The sequence below is a fragment of the Acinetobacter sp. AYS6 genome (genome assembly GCF_025630795.1).
In the GTDB taxonomy this organism is placed as follows: Bacteria; Pseudomonadota; Gammaproteobacteria; order Pseudomonadales; family Moraxellaceae; genus Acinetobacter.
Window position 1 is genome coordinate 83,763 of sequence record NZ_JAOTNV010000008.1, and the last position, 20,772, is coordinate 104,534.

Annotated in this window: 21 protein-coding genes; 10 read left to right on the top strand and 11 right to left on the bottom strand. The window is 40.8% G+C overall.

Annotated elements, in window-relative coordinates; genetic code table 11:
• Positions 1–175 precede the first annotated feature (175 nt).
• The 6 genes from leuS to OD757_RS13190 all read left to right on the top strand — a co-directional run bounded on the left by leuS (position 176) and on the right by OD757_RS13190 (position 9,204).
• Positions 176–2,800 carry a leucine--tRNA ligase gene (leuS, locus tag OD757_RS13165; RefSeq protein WP_263032158.1) on the top strand — a complete coding sequence of 875 codons (2,625 nt, stop codon included), beginning with the start codon at positions 176–178 and terminating at the stop codon, positions 2,798–2,800.
• A 27-nt stretch (positions 2,801–2,827) separates the two neighbouring features.
• On the top strand, positions 2,828–3,337 hold the full coding sequence (gene lptE, locus OD757_RS13170) for an LPS assembly lipoprotein LptE (protein ID WP_009390692.1): 510 nt from the start codon (positions 2,828–2,830) through the stop codon (positions 3,335–3,337).
• A gap of 18 nt (positions 3,338–3,355) precedes the next feature.
• Positions 3,356–4,345: a DNA polymerase III subunit delta gene (gene holA, locus OD757_RS13175; protein ID WP_009390791.1), complete on the top strand. Its 990-nt coding sequence runs from the start codon at positions 3,356–3,358 to the stop codon at positions 4,343–4,345.
• A 107-nt stretch (positions 4,346–4,452) separates the two neighbouring features.
• A complete protein-coding gene (locus tag OD757_RS13180) occupies positions 4,453–5,790 on the top strand; it encodes a MacA family efflux pump subunit (protein WP_263032159.1) in 1,338 nt (445 codons plus the stop codon).
• Positions 5,791–5,792: 2 nt separating this feature from the next.
• Positions 5,793–7,787, top strand: coding sequence for a MacB family efflux pump subunit (locus tag OD757_RS13185; protein WP_009390666.1), 1,995 nt, complete (start codon positions 5,793–5,795; stop codon positions 7,785–7,787).
• Positions 7,788–7,809: 22 nt separating this feature from the next.
• Positions 7,810–9,204, top strand: a complete 1,395-nt coding sequence (locus tag OD757_RS13190; protein ID WP_263032292.1) for an efflux transporter outer membrane subunit — start codon at positions 7,810–7,812, stop codon at positions 9,202–9,204.
• A 68-nt stretch (positions 9,205–9,272) separates the two neighbouring features.
• On the opposite strand, the gene OD757_RS13195 is transcribed toward OD757_RS13190, so the two are convergent.
• From OD757_RS13195 to orn, 3 genes are all read right to left on the bottom strand, one after another.
• Positions 9,273–10,076, bottom strand: coding sequence for an enoyl-ACP reductase (locus OD757_RS13195; RefSeq protein ID WP_003654938.1), 804 nt, complete (start codon positions 10,074–10,076; stop codon positions 9,273–9,275).
• Between the two features lie 137 nt (positions 10,077–10,213).
• A complete protein-coding gene (locus OD757_RS13200; protein ID WP_263032160.1) occupies positions 10,214–10,945 on the bottom strand; it encodes a Bax inhibitor-1/YccA family protein in 732 nt (243 codons plus the stop codon).
• A gap of 155 nt (positions 10,946–11,100) precedes the next feature.
• Positions 11,101–11,667: an oligoribonuclease gene (gene orn, locus OD757_RS13205; protein ID WP_009390807.1), complete on the bottom strand. Its 567-nt coding sequence runs from the start codon at positions 11,665–11,667 to the stop codon at positions 11,101–11,103.
• Positions 11,668–11,792: 125 nt separating this feature from the next.
• Here orn and rsgA point away from each other — a divergent pair, with 125 nt between their 5' ends.
• The 4 genes from rsgA to secB all read left to right on the top strand — a co-directional run bounded on the left by rsgA (position 11,793) and on the right by secB (position 14,118).
• Positions 11,793–12,854, top strand: coding sequence for a small ribosomal subunit biogenesis GTPase RsgA (gene rsgA, locus OD757_RS13210; protein ID WP_263032161.1), 1,062 nt, complete (start codon positions 11,793–11,795; stop codon positions 12,852–12,854).
• Between the two features lie 98 nt (positions 12,855–12,952).
• The gene (locus tag OD757_RS13215; RefSeq protein WP_004794673.1) at positions 12,953–13,369 is read left to right on the top strand and encodes a rhodanese-like domain-containing protein; all 417 of its coding nucleotides are present in this window, start codon (positions 12,953–12,955) and stop codon (positions 13,367–13,369) included.
• 11 nt (positions 13,370–13,380) lie between these two features.
• Positions 13,381–13,638, top strand: a complete 258-nt coding sequence (gene grxC, locus OD757_RS13220) for a glutaredoxin 3 (protein WP_009390671.1) — start codon at positions 13,381–13,383, stop codon at positions 13,636–13,638.
• 27 nt (positions 13,639–13,665) lie between these two features.
• The gene (gene secB / locus OD757_RS13225) at positions 13,666–14,118 is read left to right on the top strand and encodes a protein-export chaperone SecB (RefSeq protein WP_003654925.1); all 453 of its coding nucleotides are present in this window, start codon (positions 13,666–13,668) and stop codon (positions 14,116–14,118) included.
• Between the two features lie 68 nt (positions 14,119–14,186).
• On the opposite strand, the gene OD757_RS13230 is transcribed toward secB, so the two are convergent.
• Genes OD757_RS13230 through OD757_RS13265 form a run of 8 tightly spaced genes read right to left on the bottom strand, consistent with a single transcriptional unit; the run spans position 14,187 to position 20,756 of the window.
• Positions 14,187–14,843 (bottom strand): 4'-phosphopantetheinyl transferase family protein, encoded by a 657-nt coding sequence (locus OD757_RS13230; protein WP_263032162.1) that lies wholly within the window; start codon positions 14,841–14,843, stop codon positions 14,187–14,189.
• Between the two features lie 24 nt (positions 14,844–14,867).
• Positions 14,868–15,302, bottom strand: coding sequence for a hypothetical protein (locus OD757_RS13235; RefSeq protein WP_004794675.1), 435 nt, complete (start codon positions 15,300–15,302; stop codon positions 14,868–14,870).
• A gap of 11 nt (positions 15,303–15,313) precedes the next feature.
• Positions 15,314–16,540 (bottom strand): beta-ketoacyl-ACP synthase, encoded by a 1,227-nt coding sequence (locus OD757_RS13240; RefSeq protein WP_263032163.1) that lies wholly within the window; start codon positions 16,538–16,540, stop codon positions 15,314–15,316.
• Positions 16,540–17,265: a 3-ketoacyl-ACP reductase FabG2 gene (locus OD757_RS13245; protein ID WP_263032164.1), complete on the bottom strand. Its 726-nt coding sequence runs from the start codon at positions 17,263–17,265 to the stop codon at positions 16,540–16,542. Before OD757_RS13245 ends, OD757_RS13240 begins: the two co-directional genes overlap by 1 nt.
• A gap of 23 nt (positions 17,266–17,288) precedes the next feature.
• Complete coding sequence (locus OD757_RS13250; protein WP_000762337.1) at positions 17,289–17,714, bottom strand: 3-hydroxylacyl-ACP dehydratase; 426 nt, start codon at positions 17,712–17,714, stop codon at positions 17,289–17,291.
• Positions 17,714–18,916 carry a beta-ketoacyl-[acyl-carrier-protein] synthase family protein gene (locus tag OD757_RS13255; protein ID WP_263032165.1) on the bottom strand — a complete coding sequence of 401 codons (1,203 nt, stop codon included), beginning with the start codon at positions 18,914–18,916 and terminating at the stop codon, positions 17,714–17,716. Before OD757_RS13255 ends, OD757_RS13250 begins: the two co-directional genes overlap by 1 nt.
• A complete protein-coding gene (locus tag OD757_RS13260; RefSeq protein WP_263032166.1) occupies positions 18,913–19,458 on the bottom strand; it encodes a DUF3261 domain-containing protein in 546 nt (181 codons plus the stop codon). Before OD757_RS13260 ends, OD757_RS13255 begins: the two co-directional genes overlap by 4 nt.
• A 2-nt stretch (positions 19,459–19,460) precedes the next feature.
• The gene (locus OD757_RS13265; protein WP_263032167.1) at positions 19,461–20,756 is read right to left on the bottom strand and encodes an NAD(P)/FAD-dependent oxidoreductase; all 1,296 of its coding nucleotides are present in this window, start codon (positions 20,754–20,756) and stop codon (positions 19,461–19,463) included.
• Positions 20,757–20,772 lie beyond the last annotated feature (16 nt).

A 20,772-nucleotide genomic window follows, 5' to 3' on the forward strand; every position in this document is an offset into this window, starting at 1 on the left:
CATCTTATTTGATTTTTCCACTTTTCTTTTTTTATGACTGCCCTGCTTTTTTCAGGTTTATTCCTGTTTAATTTTTAGCGGAAAATAAATCCATCCCAAAACTGCATTTTTGTCGATTTTGCGCTATGCTGTGCAACAATCTTTAATATCAATTTTTGTTGTATAGCTTACGTCTATGACTATTTCTCACATTGACCCCGAATATCAAGCAAACACGATTGAACCATCAGTTCAACAAGATTGGGAAAATCGTAAAGTCTTTAAAGTTGCCGACACTGTCGAAGGTAAACATCGCTACATCCTGTCAATGTTTCCTTACCCAAGCGGCAAGCTGCATATGGGGCATGTGCGTAACTATACAATTGGCGATGTAATTAGCCGTTTTTATCGTTTAAAAGGTGAAACTGTGCTCCAACCTATGGGTTGGGATGCATTCGGTTTACCAGCGGAAAACGCTGCAATTGCCCATAAAGTTGCTCCGGCAAAATGGACATTTGAAAACATTGCCTACATGCGTGACCAATTAAAAAAATTAGGTCTATCTGTAGACTGGGACCGCGAGTTTGCAACCTGTACACCAGAGTACTATCACTGGGAACAATGGTTATTTGTTCAGCTTTATAAAAAAGGCCTGATCTACCGTAAACTTTCAACAGTAAACTGGGATCCGGTTGACCAAACAGTTTTGGCAAACGAACAAGTTGAAAATGGTCGTGGCTGGCGTTCAGGTGCATTGGTTGAAAAACGCGATATTCCAATGTACTACTTCCGTATCACGGATTATGCACAAGAATTATTAGACGATCTTGACACTTTACAAGATGGCTGGCCTCAACAAGTGTTGACCATGCAACGTAACTGGATTGGTCGCTCTACTGGCATGGAAATTACTTTCCCATCTGCCAATACAGAAATCTATGCTGATGGCTTAACTGTTTATACAACACGTGCTGACACTTTAATGGGTGTGACGTATGTTGCTGTTGCAGCAGAACACCCTCTTGCGCTTAAAGCTGCTGAAAACAACCCTGAATTGGCTGCATTCATTGAAGAGTGCCGCATGGGTTCAGTTGCTGAAGCGGACTTGGCAACAGCCGAGAAAAAAGGCATGGCAACAGGCTTGTTTGTAAAACATCCTGTAACTGGTGAAGAGCTTCCTGTTTGGATTGCAAACTACGTATTAATGTCTTATGGCTCTGGCGCGGTAATGGCTGTGCCTGCACATGACGAACGTGATTTTGAATTTGCAAACAAGTTCAGCTTGCCAATTAAACAAGTGATTGATGCCAAAGGCACGGACGATGCAGATTACTCTGCAACTGAGTGGCAAGAATGGTACGGTTCTAAAGAAGGTAAACTTGTTAACTCTGGCGAGTTTGACGGCTTAGAGTTCCAAGCTGCGTTTGACGCATTCCTTGCGAAATTAGAACCACAAGGTTTAGCAAATTCTAAAGTTCAATTCCGTTTACGTGACTGGGGTGTTTCTCGTCAACGTTACTGGGGTTGTCCAATTCCAATGATTAACTGTGACACTTGTGGTCAAGTCACAGTTCCAGAAGACCAACTTCCTGTTGTATTACCAACAGACGTTGTACCAGATGGTTCAGGCAATCCACTTAACAAAATGCCTGAGTTCTATGAAACTAAATGTCCTTGCTGTGGCGGCGATGCTCGTCGTGAAACAGATACTCTAGATACTTTCGTAGAGTCATCTTGGTACTATGCACGCTATGCTTCTCCTGACTTCACTGGCGGTATGGTTAAACCTGAAGCAGCTCAAAACTGGCTTCCTGTAAACCAATACATCGGTGGTGTTGAGCACGCAATTCTTCACTTACTTTATGCACGTTTCTTCCACAAATTAATGCGTGATGAAGGCGTAGTACAAGGTAACGAGCCATTTACTAACTTGTTAACTCAAGGCATGGTGCTTGCAGATACGTTCTATCGTGAAGCAGAAAATGGTAAGAAAACTTGGTTCAACCCTGCTGACATCGAATTAGAACGTGATGAGAAAGGTCGTATTCTTTCTGCAAAATATTCAGGTGACGGTCAAGAAGTTGTCATCGGCGGACAAGAAAAAATGTCTAAGTCGAAAAACAACGGTATTGACCCACAAGCGATTATTGATCAATACGGTGCAGATACTGCTCGTGTATTCATGATGTTCGCTGCTCCACCAGATCAATCTTTAGAATGGTCTGATGCAGGTGTTGAAGGTGCAAACCGTTTCTTGAAACGTGTATGGCGCCTTGTAGCTGGCTTCCTTGAAAAAGGCAACTCAGCTTCTACAATCGATACAGCTAATTTATCTAAAGACGCTCAAGATTTACGTCGTAAAACACACGAAACCATTCAAAAGGTAAGTGATGATATTGAACGTCGTCATGCATTCAATACTGCGATTGCTGCGTTAATGGAATTATTAAATGCAAGCAACAAGTTTGAAGCAAAAGATGACAACGACATTGCTGTAGAGCGTGAAGCGATCACCACACTTTTAACTTTGCTTGAACCGTTTGCACCGCATTTAAGCCAAACTTTATTGGCTCAATTTGGTACAGATGTAACAAAAGCAACCTTCCCTGAAGTGGATGCTTCTGCGTTAACACGTAATACGCAAACGATTGTTGTACAGGTTAACGGTAAACTTCGCGGTAAACTTGAAGTTTCTGTTGATATTTCTAAGGAAGATCTATTAGCTCAAGCTAAAGCTCTACCTGAAGTTCAACAATTCTTAACTGGACCAACAAAAAAAGAAATTGTGGTTCCAAATAAATTAGTTAACCTCGTGGTTTAATTAAAGTTATTGATGAGAGGATCAAGCATGCACTTAGCCAAACGTTTAGCCGCTGTTGTTTTAACCTTAGGCCTTAGTGCAGGCTTAGTCGGGTGTGGATTTCATTTAAAAGGAACCAACCCGACTGCGACTCCGCTTGTTTATAAAAAGTTAAGCCTTGAGTTACCCGCAAAAACTGATGATTTGGAAACGCAGTTAAAAGTATATTTGGCTGCCAATGGTGTTCAATTCAGCAATGATAATGATGCCTATGTACTCCGTGTTTTAGAGTACACACCACGTCGTCAGCTTTTAAACGGAAAACTGACTGAAGTATTATTACGCTTAACTGTAACCTTCCAGATTGAAGATCGTCAGGGTAATAAAATTACTGAACCACGCTCATTAACCGCATCTCGTAGTTATCAATATGACTTGGCAACAGTCAACACTGAAAATCAGCAAGAAAGTTACTTACAACGTCTTGTAATTGATGATATTGCACAACAGATTACTCGTCAGATTTCAGCAAATCGTTTACCAAAAGCTCAGCCTTAATCTGTATTTTTGCCAGCAATGAAAATTGACTATTTACAAGCCTTAAAACGTACTCCGGAAGCTCGGGGTGCGTGGATTTTGCATGGGCAAGAGCCCTTACTAGAACAAAATTTATTAGATGCTTTTCGCAAAAGCTGGCAGCAACAAGAAGTTGAAAGACAGCGTTATGATATTAGTAGCGTGAGCGACTGGAAAAATGTCTTTAACGCACTTAATAGCTTATCTTTATTCTCTCAGCAGCTTGCTATTGAAGTACACGGCAATATAAAACCTGATGCGAATGGCTTAAAACAACTTAAAAGTTATATACAACATAATGAACACAACCTGCTGTTAATTGTTTTACCCAAACAAGATAGTAGTAGTTTAAAATCTGCTTTTTTTCAAGTCGTTGAAGCAAATGGCGTAGTTGTTTCCTTAACAGCAAATTACCCACAAGACCGTCAACGTATTTTAAACGTAGAAGCAGAAAAGCTTGAGATCGAGCTCGATAACGATGCTTGGCAGTGGTTAATGCAACATCATGAGCACAATTTGCTCGCAGCTAAAAACAGCTTGATGCGTGTAAGAGATACCTTTCCAGATCAAAAACTGATTTTGATTGAGCATTTATATGCTTGTCTACAAGATCAGTCACGCTATACCACCTATGATTTAAGTGATGCATTATTAGAAGGCAACCTTGGCCAATCTATTAAGATTTTTCAATATTTAATTGCAGCAGGCGAACCTGATAGTCTGATTTTATGGACTTTAAGTAAAGAAATGCGCTTGTTAATGCAATTGTTTGAACAGCCTCATAATGCCTTACAGCTTGGCATATGGAAAACAAAGGTGGGTTTATATCAACAAGCTTTGAGAAGATTAAATCCACAACAGTTTTTAGGCTGGTCTACCCTGCTATTGCAAATTGATGCAGCAATCAAAGGAATGTCGAACGAAAATGCAGAACATTTAATGCAGCAAGCGATTGCTGAATTATGTGGGAAAACATTATTTATACATTAATTCGGCTGAATCATTTTTCTTCATTCCTGAAATATCATAAAAATTCACGTTTTATCCTCATTTCGCTTTTATACTTAATTAAATTTTAAACTTTTCGACCTCTCGCCATGCCAAAAATAAAGCCAATCAAACTTGTTATTATCATCGTCTGTATAGTCATTATTGCTGTATTAGCGTGGAAGTTTTTAAAACCTAAACAACAGCAGCCCCAATATATTACTGCTGAGGTGACACGTGGGGATATTGAAAATAATGTACTTGCGACAGGAACACTTGATGCAACCAAACTTATTAGTGTCGGTGCACAGGTATCAGGTCAGGTCAAAAAGATGTATGTACAACTTGGCGATCAGGTTAAGCAAGGCCAACTTATTGCACAAATTGACTCAACCACCCAAGAAAATAGTTTAAAAACTTCTGATGCAAATATTAAAAATTTAGAAGCACAGCGTCTTCAACAAGTTGCTTCTTTAAATGAAAAACAACTTGAATACCGTCGTCAGCAACAAATGTATGCGCAAGATGCAACACCGCGTGCAGATTTAGAATCGGCCGAGGCAAGCTATAAAACAGCTCAGGCACAAATTAAAGCTTTAGATGCGCAAATCGAATCTGCAAAAGTGACAAAATCTACGGCACAAACCAATATTGGTTATACGCGCATTGTTGCTCCAACTGATGGTACGGTAGTCGCAATTGTGACTGAAGAAGGCCAAACCGTAAACGCCAACCAAAGTGCACCAACTATTGTCAAAATTGCAAAATTACAAAACATGACGATTAAAGCGCAGGTCAGTGAAGCTGACATTATGAAAGTTGAAAAAGGACAACAGGTTTACTTTACAACTTTAGGCGATGAAACTAAGCGCTACGCAACGTTACGTCAGATTGAACCTGCTCCTGACTCAATTTCTAGCGAATCAACAAGTAATACAAGTTCAACGACCAGTTCGGCTGTTTACTATAATGCCTTATTCGATGTGCCAAATACGGATGGTAAATTGCGTATTGATATGACAGCACAAGTTTATATCGTATTAAATTCAGCTAAAAATGCCTTACTCGTTCCGTCATCTGCACTGAGCTCTAAACAATTTTCAGGCCAAAGAAAATCAGGTCAATCTACAGATAAAGCTGCTTCGGCTCCAAGTACAGAACGCAAACATCAAGGTAATGGTGCTCGTTTAGAACGTTTAAATTTAACTGCTGAGCAAAAACAATTAATTGAACAAGGCAAATTAACTTTAAGTGTTGTACGCGTATTACAAGCTGATGGTACAACCAAACCGAAACAAATTTTGGTTGGTATTAACAACCGTGTAAATGCACAAGTGCTTGCCGGATTAAAACAAGGTGACCAAGTTGTGATTGCAGATAGTTCAGAAAATTCTGCTGCTTCTGCAAATAGTGGTAATAACCGTCGCCGTGGCCCAATGGGAATGTAAGCATGACAAAACAAGCTTTGCTTGAAGTCAGCAATCTGGTCCGGGAATTCCCTGCTGGCGAAAGCACAATACAAATTTTAAAAGGGATCGACCTTACTATTTATGAAGGTGAACTGGTTGCCATTGTTGGTCAGTCTGGTTCTGGTAAATCCACCCTCATGAATATTTTGGGTTGTTTGGACCGCCCTACTAGTGGTAGTTACAAGGTAAGTGGGCAAGAAACCGGAAAACTTGAACCAGACCAGCTCGCTCGACTACGCCGTGAATATTTTGGTTTTATTTTCCAGCGCTACCATTTACTCGGTGACTTATCTGCTGAGGGTAACGTTGAAGTTCCAGCAGTTTACGCAGGTGTTACACCTTCTGAGCGTAAACAACGTGCAACGGCCCTACTGACCGAATTAGGATTAGGCACTAAAACACTTAATAGACCAAGCCAACTTTCTGGGGGTCAGCAGCAACGTGTTTCGATTGCCCGTGCGCTTATGAATGGCGGTGACGTTATCCTTGCGGATGAACCAACCGGGGCACTCGACTCTCATAGTGGTGTTGAAGTGATGCGTATTTTACGTGAACTTAATGCCGCAGGTCACACTATTATTTTAGTCACCCACGATATGCAAGTTGCAAAAAATGCGACTCGTATTATCGAGATTAGTGACGGAGAAATTATTAGTGACCGCCCTAATGTTCCTGATCAAGCAGCAGAGCCCATTAAATCTGATCCTGATGCGGCTCCAGCATTACAAGGGAAACAGAAGAAAGGCAAAAGTATTTCTGCATGGCGCTCGACTTTAGACCGCCTGTCAGAAGCATTCCAAATGGCTTTATTATCTATGAATGCCCATCGCATGCGTACTTTTTTAACCATGCTTGGGATCATTATTGGTATTGCCTCTGTTGTTACGGTGGTTGCACTAGGTAAAGGTTCTCAACAACAAATTTTAAGTAATATTAGTAGTCTTGGAACCAATACGATTACGGTATTTCAAGGCCGAGGATTTGGTGACAATTCTAAAACCGCCAGTTTTAAAACCTTGGTGCCTGCCGATGCTGATGCATTAATGACCCAGCCGTATGTCAGTGCTGTCAGCCCAATGGTCAGCACTTCAAAGACCATGCGTTATCAGCAGAATGAAGCAAACGCCACCATTAATGGTGTGAGTAACGATTATTTCGATGTGAAAGGTCTTGTTTTTAAAGATGGGCAAACTTTTGATCAGCGTAGTGTTCGTGATCGCTCACAGGATGTTGTGATTGATACCAATACTGAAAAACAATTCTTTAGTGACGGTACCAACCCAATTGGCCAAGTAGTACTACTTGGTAGTGTACCAGCGCGTATTATTGGCGTTGTAGAACCACAAACAAGTGGTATGGGTTCAGACGATACTTTAAATGTCTATATGCCTTATACAACCGTAATGAGCCGTATGCTGGGTCAGTCTAATGTACGCAATATCGTGGTCCGCATTAATGACAAATATTCAACTACAGCCGCAGAAAATGCGATTGTAAACCTATTAACCCAGCGCCATGGTGCACAAGATATTTTCACCATGAACAGTGACAGTATCCGTCAAACCATCGAGAAAACAACCAGTACCATGACCCTTCTGGTTTCAGCAATTGCCGTAATTTCACTGGTCGTTGGTGGTATCGGGGTAATGAATATTATGTTGGTTTCTGTGACTGAACGTACTCAAGAAATTGGCGTGCGTATGGCTGTGGGTGCGAGACAAAGTGATATTTTGCAGCAATTCCTGATTGAAGCAATTTTAGTGTGTTTAATTGGTGGTGTGCTTGGCGTCTTGCTATCGCTCGGCCTTGGACAACTCATTAATAAATTTGCCGGCGGTAACTTTAGCGTAGCTTATTCAAGCACATCAATTATTGCGGCCTTTGTGTGTTCAACCCTGATTGGTGTGGTTTTTGGATTCTTGCCAGCCAAGAATGCCGCGAAACTTGACCCTGTTGCAGCACTATCACGAGAATAAGGAAAATTGCATGTCTTTCTCTATGACTAAACTTAGCACAGCACTTCTCCTCACGAGTTCTCTTGTAGGATGCGCAGCTGTAGTAAAAACCCCTTATGAAACACCTGCGGTACAAGTTCCGGGTAGTTTTCAATATGACACAGCAAAAGCAAAAAACATGTCTGCCGATCAATACTCTGATCGTTGGTGGACTCTTTTCAACGATGCGCAGCTCAATCAGCTTGTAAACAATGTATTAGAACGTAACAGCGATTTAGCAGTTGCTGGCATTACCTTAAAACAAGCTCGTCTACAAGCTGACCTAACAGCAAATAAACAAGGCTTACGTACTAACTCTAGTGTTTCAACTGGACACTCTTTTGATTTGAACTCAGGAGATGACAGTTCTAAAGGGCTATCAATGAGTGCGGGTGTAAGCTATGAGCTTGATTTGTTCGGTAAGCTTGCACGTCAAACTGAAGCAAGCAAATGGGAAGCTTTAGCGACTGAACAAGATCTGCAAGCCACTGGGCAAAGTTTAATTGCAACCACTGCTAAACTTTATTGGCAACTGGGTTATTTAAATGAGCGCTACACAACTGCACAGCAAAGTCTAGCAACCTCTCAAAAGCTTTATGACTTGGTACAAATTCAATATAAAGCTGGTGCTGTTTCAGGTGTAGATCTGACTCAAGCAGAACAATCAGTACAAAGCCAGAAAGCGAGTTTAAGCCAGATTGAACAACAATTGGTTGAAACACGAACGGCTATTGCTGTGTTATTGCATGAGCCATTGCAACAATTAAACATTCAAGAGCCAAAGCGCTTACCACGCACTGCTCTACCTGCAATTGGTGCTGGTTTACCTGCTGATATTTTATCGCGTCGTCCCGATTTACAAGCCTCTGAGCTTCGTTTGAAAAAGGCGCTAGCGACTAAAGATGCAACTAAAGCAAGCTACTACCCATCAATTAGCTTAACCAGTAGTTTGGGCTCAAGCAGTACATCGTTGACAGAACTGTTACGTAACCCTGCCCTAACTTTAGGTGCAAGTTTAAGCTTACCGTTTTTGCAATATAACGATATGAAGAAAGATATCGCGATTAGCAATCTGGATTATGAAAAAGCGATTATTCAATATCGACAAACGCTTTATCAGGCTTTTGCTGATGTCGAAAATGCTTTATCGAGTCGTACTGAACTGGACAAACAAGTAGCCTTACAAGAACGTAATGTTGAACTTGCAGAAAAAACTGAACGTTTAACTGAAGTTCGCTACCGTTATGGTGCTGTTGCTTTAAAAACACTTCTCGATGCTCAGCAAACCACACGCACCGCAAGATTAAGCCTTGTTGAAACCAAACAAAGTCAATACAACGCTTATGTCACCCTCATGCAAGCTTTAGGTGGTTCACCTGTAAAAGAACTTCCTCAATAACTTGCACCAATTAAAAAAGCCGTAGTCCTTCAACTACGGCTTTTTTATGGCTGAATAAATTTTAAAACTTATTCATCATCCATCATAGATTGGCTCATACCTACAGTATTGAAACCAGCATCTACATATAGAATTTCACCAGTAATACCTGAAGCCCAAGGTGAGCATAGGAACAACGCTGCATTCCCCACTTCGTCAATGGTTACATTTCGTTTTAACGGAGCAACTTTTTCATTGGCATCTAACATTTTACGGAAAGATTTAATACCAGAAGCAGCCAAAGTACGGATTGGACCCGCAGAAATCGCATTTACACGAATACCGTCAACACCCAAGCTTGATGCCAAGTAGCGAACACCCGCTTCTAAAGAAGCTTTTGCCATACCCATAACGTTGTAGTTAGGCATAACGCGCTCAGAACCTTGATAAGTCAAAGTCAATAAACAACCTTGGCGAGCTTGTAATAATGGTTTTGCAGCACGTGCCATTGCAATAAAGCTGTATGCACTGATGTCATGAGCAACTTTAAAACCGTCACGGTCAGTCACGTCAGTAAAGTCACCATCAAGCGTATGTGCAGGAGCAAAGCCAATAGAGTGAACTACGCCATCTAGACCGTCCCAATGTTTTGCAAGTTCTGCAAATGCATTGTCAATTTCACTATCAACTGCAACATCACATGGAAACACAAGCTTAGAACCGAATTGCTCAGCAAACTCATCCACACGTTTTTTTAATTTTTCGTTTGGATAAGTAAACGCAAGCTCTGCACCTTCACGGTGTAATGCTTGGGCAATACCAAAAGCAATTGATAATTTACTAGCAACGCCTGCAATCAAAAAGCGTTTACCTGCTAAAAGTCCTTGTGTCATGCCGATCTCACTCAAAACAATTTAAAGCATAATGCCAATATTCAACGTTTTTCGAAATTGCATAATGCATCTTTTTTCAAAAATCGCACGAAAAAAAATCGCTCCACATGAGGAGCGACTTCTAGATGAATATAATCTTAGTCGTCAGATAACAAACCAATCAAACGTAAAAAAGAGATATACATCCAAACTAAAGTTGAGAGTAACGCAATACCACATAACCACTCCATAAACTTTGGAGCACGGTAAGCTGCGTTGGTTTCAATTAAATCGAAGTCTAAAATCAGGTTAAGTGAAGCAATGACTGCAATAAATGCAGCAAAGCCAATGCCTAACCAGTTACTTTCAAAAATATAAGGAATGCTTGAACCAAACGCTAAACGCATGATCATCTGCACAATAAATACAAGAAAAATAGCCAAAGACGCAGAAATCACGACTGACTTAAATTTTTCAGTTGCACGTACAATCTTAAATTTATATAAACCAAACATCACCAAAGTCGTAACGAAGGTTGCTAATAAGGCCTGTAACGGTACACCTGGGTATTTCATTTGAAAAGTAAATGAAATACCACCTAAAAATGCGCCTTCAAAGAGTGCATATGGAATTGCCAAGGTGGGTGCAGTCGTCGGTTTGAATGTTGCAATTAAGGCTAAAACCAATCCGCCAATTGCACCAACAATTGAAGCGGCGTAAGCAATACCCACATTTGCAGTAAAAGCTGCGTATAAAAATAAAGAAATGCCCACAGTCGCTGCAATGACTGTCAACATAATAGATTTTTGAATCGCACCTTGCACAGTCATCGGTTGACTATAGTCACTGACCGTTTCAACGCGCGTCAGTATCGGATTATTACTTTGCATAAATGCTCTCTTTTTATAATAAAAAAATTTAAAACATCATTTTAAGCAAAATGAATATGAAAGCCAAATCACAGGGTCGGCATTATTGTAACAATGTCCTTTAAACAGTAAAAAAGGAGGCAATAGCCCCCTTTCATATCACTTGGGCAAAGTTATTAATCTTTACCGTCAGTGTTCATAATAAAAAAGTATTCACGGTAATATTTCAACTCGGAAATCGAATCACGAATATCATCCATTGCCAAATGTGATGCATTCTTTTTCAGACCGCTCATGATTTCAGGACGCCAGCGTTTTGAGAGTTCTTTTATCGTAGATACATCAAGATTACGATAGTGGAAGTACTGCTCTAGTTCAGGCATAAGACGGTGTAAGAAACGGCGATCCTGACAAATCGAGTTACCGCACATCGGTGAAACTTTTGGATTGACCCATTTTTTTAGGAATTCTAAAGTCTGTAACTCAGCATCACGAGCTGTTAATTTGCTGCGACGAACTCGTTCAACCAAGCCAGATTGCCCATGTTGGCGGGTGTTCCACTCATCCATTGCATTTAAAATACGGTCAGGCTGATGAACGGCTAAAACCGGACCTTCGGCAAGTACATTTAAATGATCATCTGTAATAATTGTTGCGATTTCAATAATTTGGTCATTATCAGTATCTAAACCGGTCATTTCCAAATCAATCCAAATTAATCGTGTATTTAAAGTACTGCTCATGTATGTACGTTCTAAAATGCCGTAAAAACATCAATAGTAGCAAATTTCTTGCATCTGCGCTGTAATTCTATAGCCGCTTCATGCTATTTTTGCCATCTTCAAACAGTGGTTTTTTTGGGATATGAATGGCTTTAATTCGTAAGCGTCGTTTAACTGAACAACAGCAACGTCGTATTGAAAAACAGCACAAAACTCGCCAAGAAGAGGCCGATACTTCACAAGATTTGGACGGACTTGTTGTACAACATTATGGTCGCCAACTCGAAGTACAGGCACTCTCTGTACCTGAGCATCACCCAGAAAAACCTCAAGTCGCCGAAGGAGAACCAGAACCCTTCTGGAAACCTATCGAGCTCAAAAGTGTATGGCGCTGCCATACTCGAACAAACCTTGAGTTACTTGTGACTGGTGACCGAGTTAAATGGCAAGCTGACCCAAACACGGGTTTAGGCATTATTACAGCCATTCACCCTCGTACCTCTTTACTTACCCGTCCAGACCGTTATCACAAGGTTAAACCAGTTGCAGCAAATATCAGTTTGATTGTAATTGTATTTTCTCCACTTCCTGAGCCTGCGCCAACGTTAATTGATCGTTATTTAGTAGCTTGCGCAGATGCTAACATTCCTGCACTTTTAGTCTTAAATAAATCTGATCTGTTAACCGAGAATGACCCAATTCTTACGCTATTAGAAGAATATAAAAATTTGGGTTATGAAGTGATGATTTGTCAGTCTAAACAGGGAGATATTTCTGCTTTATCCGAACGTTTAGATGGCGAAACAGTAGCTTTTGTTGGACAATCGGGTGTAGGGAAAAGCTCTTTAATTAATGTGCTCATTCCAGATGCAGAGCAAAAAACAAATATTATTTCTGAAAACTCTGCACTCGGTCAGCACACAACCACCTCTACACGTTTAATGAATTTCGGTAAAAATGGCGCGTTAATTGACTCTCCGGGAATTCGTGAGTTTGGACTTTGGCATCTTGATTTAGAAAAAATTCGTATGGGCTTTCCAGAAATTGAAGCACATTTGGGTTCTTGCCAATTCCGTAATTGCACCCATACCCATGAAAAGAACTGTGGGTTAAAACACGCTGTAGAATCTGGTGAAATTTTACCACGGCGCCTAGATAGCTTTTTGCGTTTAAATGATGAGATTCAAGAAGCACAGCAAAAAAACTAATTTTCTGCCCGCTTTGCCCTTGAAGTGGTGATTTTGATCACCATCTATATACGCTATACTCTAGGTCAATTTTGTTTTTAATTTTTTTTAGGTGACTTGTGGAACGCTGGTTAGAGTTTATGGGGAATCACCCCATTTTGTTTGGTACGCTCGGAGTCTTGGTCGTGTTGTTCTTCATTTTTGAAGGTCAACGTAATGGTCGTAAAATTTCACCACAGTCGCTTGGTATTTTAGTGAAAGCGAAAAATGCCATACTCATCGACTTGCGCGATAGTAAAGACTTCCGTGAAGGTCATATTAGCGGCAGCCGCAATATTCCTTTCAGTCAAATTGCAAGTCATGCTGATGAATTAAAAGCAAGTGACCGTCCATTGGTATTTATTTGCAATCTGGGGCAAGTTGCTGGTAGTGCTTTGCAAAAAGTTGCTCACCATGACAGCTATCGTCTTGATGGCGGTATTAGTAACTGGAAAGCACAAGGCTTACCTCTTGTTAAAAGCAAACCAAAAGCTTAAGGAGAATTATTATGGCTGCAAATGTCATTGTTTACTCAACTTCTGTATGCCCGTATTGCGTTCGTGCTAAACAGTTACTTGAGCGTAAAGGTATTGCTTACAAAGAAGTAAATCTTTCTGTTGAAGCGCCGGAAGTACGTGTTGAATTAATGCAACGCACTAATCATCGTACTGTCCCACAAATTTTTATTAACGATCAGTTTATCGGTGGTTTTGACCAACTTTATGCTTTAGAGCGTGAAGGTAAACTTGACGAATTATTGGCTTAACATCGCATCCATATTAAGGAAAAAACAATGAGCGAAGAACAACAAGTTCAACCACAATTAGCTTTAGAGCGTATTTATACAAAAGATATTTCTTTTGAGGTTCCTGGGGCGCAGGTTTTTACGAAACAATGGCAACCTGAACTCAATATCAATCTTTCTTCTGCTGCAGAAAAAATTGATCCAACTCATTTTGAAGTTTCTTTAAAAGTTGTGGTACAAGCCGATAACGACAACGAAACAGCGTTCATTGTAGATATTACTCAATCAGGTATTTTCTTGATTGATAATATTGAAGAAGACCGCTTACCATATATTTTAGGCGCTTATTGCCCAAATATTTTATTCCCGTTCTTACGTGAAGCGGTAAATGATTTAGTGACTAAAGGTAGCTTCCCACAGTTACTTCTTACACCAATCAACTTTGATGCAGAGTTCGAAGCAAATATGCAACGTGCTCAAGCTGTTGAAGGTCAAGCTTAATTTTATAGCTTGCTCTAAACTAAAAAACCGCGTAATTCGCGGTTTTTTTATGTCTGCTATTTCGCTTATTAAACATCAAGTGAATGAAGCTGAATTGTAGGAAACTGAAAACCACGGCAAGATAATTCTGAGCGCCATGCCACTGTTAAAATCATATTACCCACAACGAAGTTTTGATAAGCAAATGTCCCGATAAGTGCATGAGAACATATTCCACCACGGTCTGTAGGGTGTGCTTGAGTATTTAAAGTATTTAAATCTAAACGTATACCAAGGCCTGAAGCTTTTAGAACAGCTTCTTTAGTCGTCCAGACTTTAAACCAATATTCTCTATCTTGGTCTAGACTTTGCCAGGTTGCATATTCATCAGGATGAAATGCATGCTGAGCTAGAGCTTCCAAACGTACTTTACGGTCTAACTCTTCAACGTCTATACCGATATCGTTAACATGCTGACTCATCGCTAAAGCATAATACTGTTGGCTATGAGAGTGATTAAAATCTAAATCGTGATTCAATAAATATGGTTTGCCATGTTCATGCTTCGCAAACTCTAAATCCGTTATTGTAATTTGTAATTTCTGCGCTATAAGCTCGTTTCTAATGTCATGTATTTGCTGTTTTTTATAATGATTAAATGTACGAAAGTCAGGGAAATCTTGTTTAGATTTTAAAAGAAGCTGGGACAATGTTTGTGTATAGACTTCAATATTACGCTTAGACATTGTCCCGACCTTATTTAAAATTAATTAGAATTTAACCACGTCGCCTTTTAAGGTAACACCCGCCATCATGGCACCTTTATAGCAATCGTAAGTTGTGGTACTTGTGGTTTCATTGGCTTTAAAATAGCTCACAATATTGGTAACAGCATTTGCACCTTGTGCTTTAGCATTGTTTTGCATTTGGATGAGCGCTGAACGTAAAACCCAGTCACAAGACGTTGCTGCTGACTTACCAAAACCATTGGTCTTTTTATTGGTCACCGCATCTTTTTGAATAATTTTACCGCCAGACTTTGTACCCTTTAAATAAAACTTTACTGAACCATCTAAAGTCCCATCTGCAACTGCACGGTCTACAGCTTCTTTAAAATTTAACTGATGTACTTCATCTCCAGCCTGAACAGTGGCAGTAAAACCCGCACTTAGCATTGCTACAAATAAAAGTTTTTTATTTAACATTGTTGTGTTCCTTATTGTTTAACACGTTTAAAAATAAGCGAAGTATTAATTCCGCCAAAAGCAAAGTTATTGCTCATAATAATGTCCGCATCCAAATTTCTCGGCTGCTGAACGATATAATCCAGATCACCGCACAATGGATCAATTTCATCTAGGTTTAAAGTTGGAATAAAGCGGCCACGATTCATCATTTCAATGCTCAGCCAAGCTTCAATAGCCCCACACGCCCCCAGCGTATGTCCAAAGTAGCTTTTTAAAGAGCTGATTGGTTTACGTCCTAAAACTGTTGCTGTCGCCTGACTTTCAGCTACATCCCCCTGATCTGTTGAAGTGCCGTGCGCATTCACATAAGCGATGTCTTTAGCCTCTACAGATGCATCTTTAAGGGCTAATTGCATACAACGGCCCATCATCTCAGCATCTGGTTTGGTTACATGTTGACCATCAGTATTGCTACCGTAGCCAATCACCTCTGCATAGATATGAGCACCTCGAGCTTTGGCATGTTCGTATTCTTCTAAAATTAAACAGCCTGCCCCTTCACCAATCACTAATCCATCTCGCTTAGCATCAAATGGACGTGGTGTTTTTTCTGGTTGGTCATTCATGCCACTAGTCGCAAACAATACATCAAAAACTGCCGCACCTGCTGCACTGAGTTCCTCAGCACCACCTGCAATCATGACCTGTTGTTTGCCATATTTGATCGCTTCATAGGCTTGCCCAATGGCCATAGAACCAGAGGTACATGCACTTGAGGTCGGTAAAGTTAAGCCTTTTAGGCCAAAATATACGGTCATGTTTACCGCGCTTGTGTGGGCCATCATACGAATATAGGTTGTTGCATTGATCTTACTCATGCTCTGATGAAGCAACATACTCGCAAATTCACCCACGGCATCTACACTACCCGCAGATGAACCAAAAGCGACCCCGGCTTCGCCACTAGATAAAATTTCGTGTCCAAGCAAACCAGCATTTTGTAAAGCAGTTTCGGCACAAACCACAGACATTAAGGCCACGCGTCCCATGCCACGGGTAACTTTACGGTTAAAATGTTTTGGAACATGGAATGTTTCAACAGGGCCAGCAAGCTTAGTCCGAAGATCAACATATTGCTCCCACTCTGGCATGTAGCGTATACCGCTTTTGGCAGCGTCAAATCGAGCAAAAATCTCATCGGAGGTTTCACCTAAAGAGGTAATTCCAGCCATTCCTGTCACAACAACACGTTTCATCAGATAAGTCCCCCATTCACAGAGATCACCTGTCGAGTGACGTAAGACGCTTCATCTGAACATAAGAATTTCACTACGCTCGCCACTTCATCGACCTGCCCCATACGTTGCAATGGAATCATTTTAAGCGCATGTTCTTTGACTTCATCTGTCACCATTTCAGTTTCAATGAGTCCTGGTGCTACACAGTTCACAGTAATTTTTCGCTTAGCCAATTCAAGTGCTAAAGCCTTGGTCGCACCAATCAATCCAGCTTTTGCAGCACTATAGTTAACCTGACCACGGTTACCCATGATCCCAGAAACCGAAGATAAAGTGACAATACGGCCACCTTTACGCAAATGGATCATTGGCATAACTAATGGCTTTAATACATTATAAAAACCATCTAAAGACGTCGAAATAACTTCATCCCAATCTTGATCGGTGAGTGCTGGGAAAGCGCCATCATGAGTAAGACCAGCATTCAAAACAACACCATAGAATGCGCCATGCTGCTCTACATCTTGTTCTAAAATCTGTTGAACGGTTTGGCGTTCAGTTACATCAAACATTAGATAATGGCTATTTTGTCCTAACGCTTGAATCTCTTGTACGACTTGCTCAGCCTCTGCCTGACGCGAACGTGCATGCACTGTTACATCAAAACCAGCCTTTGCCAGTTGTAAGGCAATCGCTTTCCCAATTCCTCGACTTGAACCCGTTACTAAAATTCGTCTTGTCACAATGTATTCCTAATTCTTTGTGGTTATTCAAATGGTGATTCTGTTGGCTCAAATACACTTAACGTTGCCTGAATGCAGTGCTCAGCATATTGGATTTCACAGGAAAATTGCCCAAGTCCTTCATGAAAATATTGTTGTTCTATTTGAATGATCAATCGTGAACCCAAGGCGAAATAAGGAATCGGCAAATTTAACTTACGCGTTCCCAATAAAAAACCGACTTTTGGCGCTTGTTTTGACTGCTGACCTTGCCAGCCAGAATAAGCACTAATCGTTTGTGCCATAATTTCAATGCTTGCCCATGTCGGCAAACCTTCTGCTTCACAAAACATCAGCTCTGGCGTAATCGTGAGTTCTGCTTGCGCCCGCCCTTCTGCAACCTCTGTTAAATGATCAATAAATACCATCGGTTGCTCATGAGGAATATATTGAATTGCATCTAGTTTCATCAGGGCTTCACTCCAAAAACAAGACTAATATTACTTCCCCCAAAAGCGAAAGAGTTACTCATAACATAGCGGATAGGCTGTTTTAGCTCAGCATCTTGCACATAGTTTTGGTCGGCCAATTCTGGATCAACCTCAACATTTTGATGTAAAGGCAACCAATTTTGATCTTTTAAAACTTGCTCACAAATAAAAGCTTCTATGGCACCAGCAGCGCCGAGGCAATGTCCAGTTTTATGTTTTGTACTACTTAAAGCAACTTGGTAATCACCAAAAACTTGTCGTACAGCCTTAATTTCCATTGCGTCATTTTGTGGAGTTGCTGTTCCGTGCAAGTTGATATAACCAATCTCTAGAGCTGAAATTTGAGCCATATCTAATGCACGTTGCATAGCTAAAGCGGCACCTTCACCTTCAGGATGCGGGGCCGAAATGTGCCATGCATCCATAGATTCACCCGCTCCTATTAACATGACAGGTGCTTGTTCTTTACTTAGTACAAAAAACGCAGCGGCTTCACCAATATTAATACCATCACGGTTTACACCGCAGGGCTGGCAAACATGTTCAGATAAACTTTCTAGGCTATTAAATCCATTTAGGGTCAACTTGCACAAGGTATCGACGCCACCGACTAGCACAACATCGGCTAAATCTGCGTGAAGTAATCTCTGCCCCGCCGCTAATGCTTTAGCGCTTGAAGAACAAGCTGTTGAAATCGTATATGCTGGCCCTTCCCATCCTAAGTACTGCTGCAATGCTTTCGCTAAACAACTCATTTCTTGTGGATAGTGAGATATTGATAACTCGGTTTGCCCTTGAAAATATTGCTTAAGCAATAATTCATTATCTGCAATACCAGAAGTGGATGTGCCCACCACAATGGCCAAACGTTTATTTTCAAAGGATGCTGTATAAGCTTTTAACTCTGTTTCAATTTCAGATAATGCGGTTAATGCAAAACGTAGATTACGTGAATCTACAGACTGTAAAGCATCAGGTACGCTCGAACATAATGAATGCGTATATTGTCCCACCCAAACATCACGATCAGCGATTAAATCATCTCGCAAACTCAAGGTTTGCTGCGGCTGTTGTAATGCCTGTTTAATTTGATTAAGTTCGCAGCCTAATGCAGATAAACCAACACTAAATTGTATGCCTACTGCCATTGGAGCTGCATTTGCTGAAGGTAAATGTTTCATGGCGTAGAACTTTCTTCTGTCTGCAAGGTGTTCTCAATCGAACTCAGCGTCATGGTATAAGGGACTTGTTCATTAATCAATTCAATGCTTCCTTGCCCCTGTTTAAGCTGCAACACAGGTTGCTTTTCAATATAAACAACTTGCTTGTCTGCTTGTTGTTTCATCTCTACAGCTTGCTGCCCTAAATGAGAAAACTGAGGGTATGTCGCAAATAAAAGGTCACGCACCACAAACTCAAAAGGCAATAAACGCATTTGATCAATGCGTTGTTCAACATGAACCCGATGCCCATCAAACTGTAACTTAAATAATTGCTGACCTGTCAGACTCAAAGCGACCATATCCAGTACAGCACCCTTTTGCTGTTGATATAACAAGAAGCTAAAACTTTGCTGCTTCCACTGAACTTCAACCTGGTCTTGCCGTTGATAAGCTTGAGCCTGCCATAGAGGACTTTGTAGCCCTTTGGCATGTGGCATGACCTGACAGCCATTTAAAAATAAAAAGCTGCTGAGTAATATCGTTGCCCATTTGCGTTGCATGGTTATCCCTCAAGTACCTGTTCTTGCGCCAAGCCTTCACGACAATATTCTGCTAAGGTGCTAAGTCTGCGTTTGGCATTTTTATGAATTGGATTTTTTTCATCCCACGCATAACCAGCCAATAATGAAGAAATCATACGGCGAATACCTTCATTCTGATTTTGCGAGAACACCACATCTTGGAACTCGCCTTCGTACCATGATTCAACATAGGCACGAAATACCTGAATACCACGGCGTAATGGTTTTTCATATTCTTGTAACCAGTCGACTTGCTTACCTTGTAAAACTCGTTCAACCAAAGGAACCGCCAAACTTGAAGATTTAAGAGCAATCGTCACACCTGATGAAAAGACTGGATCAAGAAACTCACCCGCATTACCTAATAGCGCATAGTTGCGATCTGCCAAGTGTTTTACATTCGCTGAATAACCAACCAAGGTGCGCACTGGTGTATCAAACTTTGCACGGCGCAAGACATGTGACAAGCTTGGTTCATCGGCTAAAATGCGTTTAAACATTGCCTCAGGTTCATTATCTTCAGCGTTTTCGACCGTGTATTTGTCAAAAAAATCTTGTTCTGCAACGATACCAAAAGAGGCCCTTCCGTCCGCAAATGGAATAAGCCAATACCATGCACGATGATCTTTTTCATGCACCGTAATTAAAATTTTATTGCGGTCAAACTCCGGATCATCGGCAATACCATCTTCAATATGGGTAAACAGCGCACGTCGTACTGGAAAATTTGATGGGCTCTCTAAATCTAAAAGCTTTGGTAAAATGCGTCCAAAACCACTCGCATCTAACAAAAATTTAGTTTGAATCTGATAAAGCTGTTGCTCTTCATCTAATACAGTAAGCAAAGGCTGTTCAGATGCAACATCAACATCTAAAACCTCATGCCCAAAACGAATGTCTGCGCCATAAGCTTGAGCCTGTTTTGCTAGCAAATTGTCAAAATCTGCACGGCGAACTTGCCAAGTTGTTCCCGGACCATCGGTAAATTTTTCTGTAAAGTCATAAAAACTACGCTGTTTGCCACGTAGAAAAGCTGCCCCATTTTTAAATTGAAAAGCATACTGCTCAACATGCTCACTGACTGTTTCTAATAAACTAGCCTCTTCTAAAAACGCCATAGACTGCGGTAGCAATGACTCACCAATCGAAAAACGAGGGAAATACTGTTTTTCAATGACCGTAACGGTATAGCCCTTTTTTCGAAGAAGTGCAGCAGCAGAACTACCTGATGGCCCAGCCCCAATAATCACGACATCAATTTTTTCTAAAGTGCCCATAGCACAACTTCCTTTT

What these genes read in the sequence shown, in the direction of transcription:
- leuS (WP_263032158.1), top strand. Translation starts at nt 176, where the DNA reads ATGACTATTTCTCACATTGACCCCGAATATCAAGCAAACACGATTGAA.
- lptE (WP_009390692.1), top strand. Translation starts at nt 2,828, where the DNA reads ATGCACTTAGCCAAACGTTTAGCCGCTGTTGTTTTAACCTTAGGCCTT.
- holA (WP_009390791.1), top strand. Translation starts at nt 3,356, where the DNA reads ATGAAAATTGACTATTTACAAGCCTTAAAACGTACTCCGGAAGCTCGG.
- OD757_RS13180 (WP_263032159.1), top strand. Translation starts at nt 4,453, where the DNA reads ATGCCAAAAATAAAGCCAATCAAACTTGTTATTATCATCGTCTGTATA.
- OD757_RS13185 (WP_009390666.1), top strand. Translation starts at nt 5,793, where the DNA reads ATGACAAAACAAGCTTTGCTTGAAGTCAGCAATCTGGTCCGGGAATTC.
- OD757_RS13190 (WP_263032292.1), top strand. Translation starts at nt 7,810, where the DNA reads ATGACTAAACTTAGCACAGCACTTCTCCTCACGAGTTCTCTTGTAGGA.
- OD757_RS13195 (WP_003654938.1), bottom strand. Translation starts at nt 10,076, where the DNA reads ATGACACAAGGACTTTTAGCAGGTAAACGCTTTTTGATTGCAGGCGTT.
- OD757_RS13200 (WP_263032160.1), bottom strand. Translation starts at nt 10,945, where the DNA reads ATGCAAAGTAATAATCCGATACTGACGCGCGTTGAAACGGTCAGTGAC.
- orn (WP_009390807.1), bottom strand. Translation starts at nt 11,667, where the DNA reads ATGAGCAGTACTTTAAATACACGATTAATTTGGATTGATTTGGAAATG.
- rsgA (WP_263032161.1), top strand. Translation starts at nt 11,793, where the DNA reads ATGGCTTTAATTCGTAAGCGTCGTTTAACTGAACAACAGCAACGTCGT.
- grxC (WP_009390671.1), top strand. Translation starts at nt 13,381, where the DNA reads ATGGCTGCAAATGTCATTGTTTACTCAACTTCTGTATGCCCGTATTGC.
- secB (WP_003654925.1), top strand. Translation starts at nt 13,666, where the DNA reads ATGAGCGAAGAACAACAAGTTCAACCACAATTAGCTTTAGAGCGTATT.
- OD757_RS13230 (WP_263032162.1), bottom strand. Translation starts at nt 14,843, where the DNA reads ATGTCTAAGCGTAATATTGAAGTCTATACACAAACATTGTCCCAGCTT.
- OD757_RS13235 (WP_004794675.1), bottom strand. Translation starts at nt 15,302, where the DNA reads ATGTTAAATAAAAAACTTTTATTTGTAGCAATGCTAAGTGCGGGTTTT.
- OD757_RS13240 (WP_263032163.1), bottom strand. Translation starts at nt 16,540, where the DNA reads ATGAAACGTGTTGTTGTGACAGGAATGGCTGGAATTACCTCTTTAGGT.
- OD757_RS13250 (WP_000762337.1), bottom strand. Translation starts at nt 17,714, where the DNA reads ATGAAACTAGATGCAATTCAATATATTCCTCATGAGCAACCGATGGTA.
- OD757_RS13255 (WP_263032165.1), bottom strand. Translation starts at nt 18,916, where the DNA reads ATGAAACATTTACCTTCAGCAAATGCAGCTCCAATGGCAGTAGGCATA.
- OD757_RS13260 (WP_263032166.1), bottom strand. Translation starts at nt 19,458, where the DNA reads ATGCAACGCAAATGGGCAACGATATTACTCAGCAGCTTTTTATTTTTA.
- OD757_RS13265 (WP_263032167.1), bottom strand. Translation starts at nt 20,756, where the DNA reads ATGGGCACTTTAGAAAAAATTGATGTCGTGATTATTGGGGCTGGGCCA.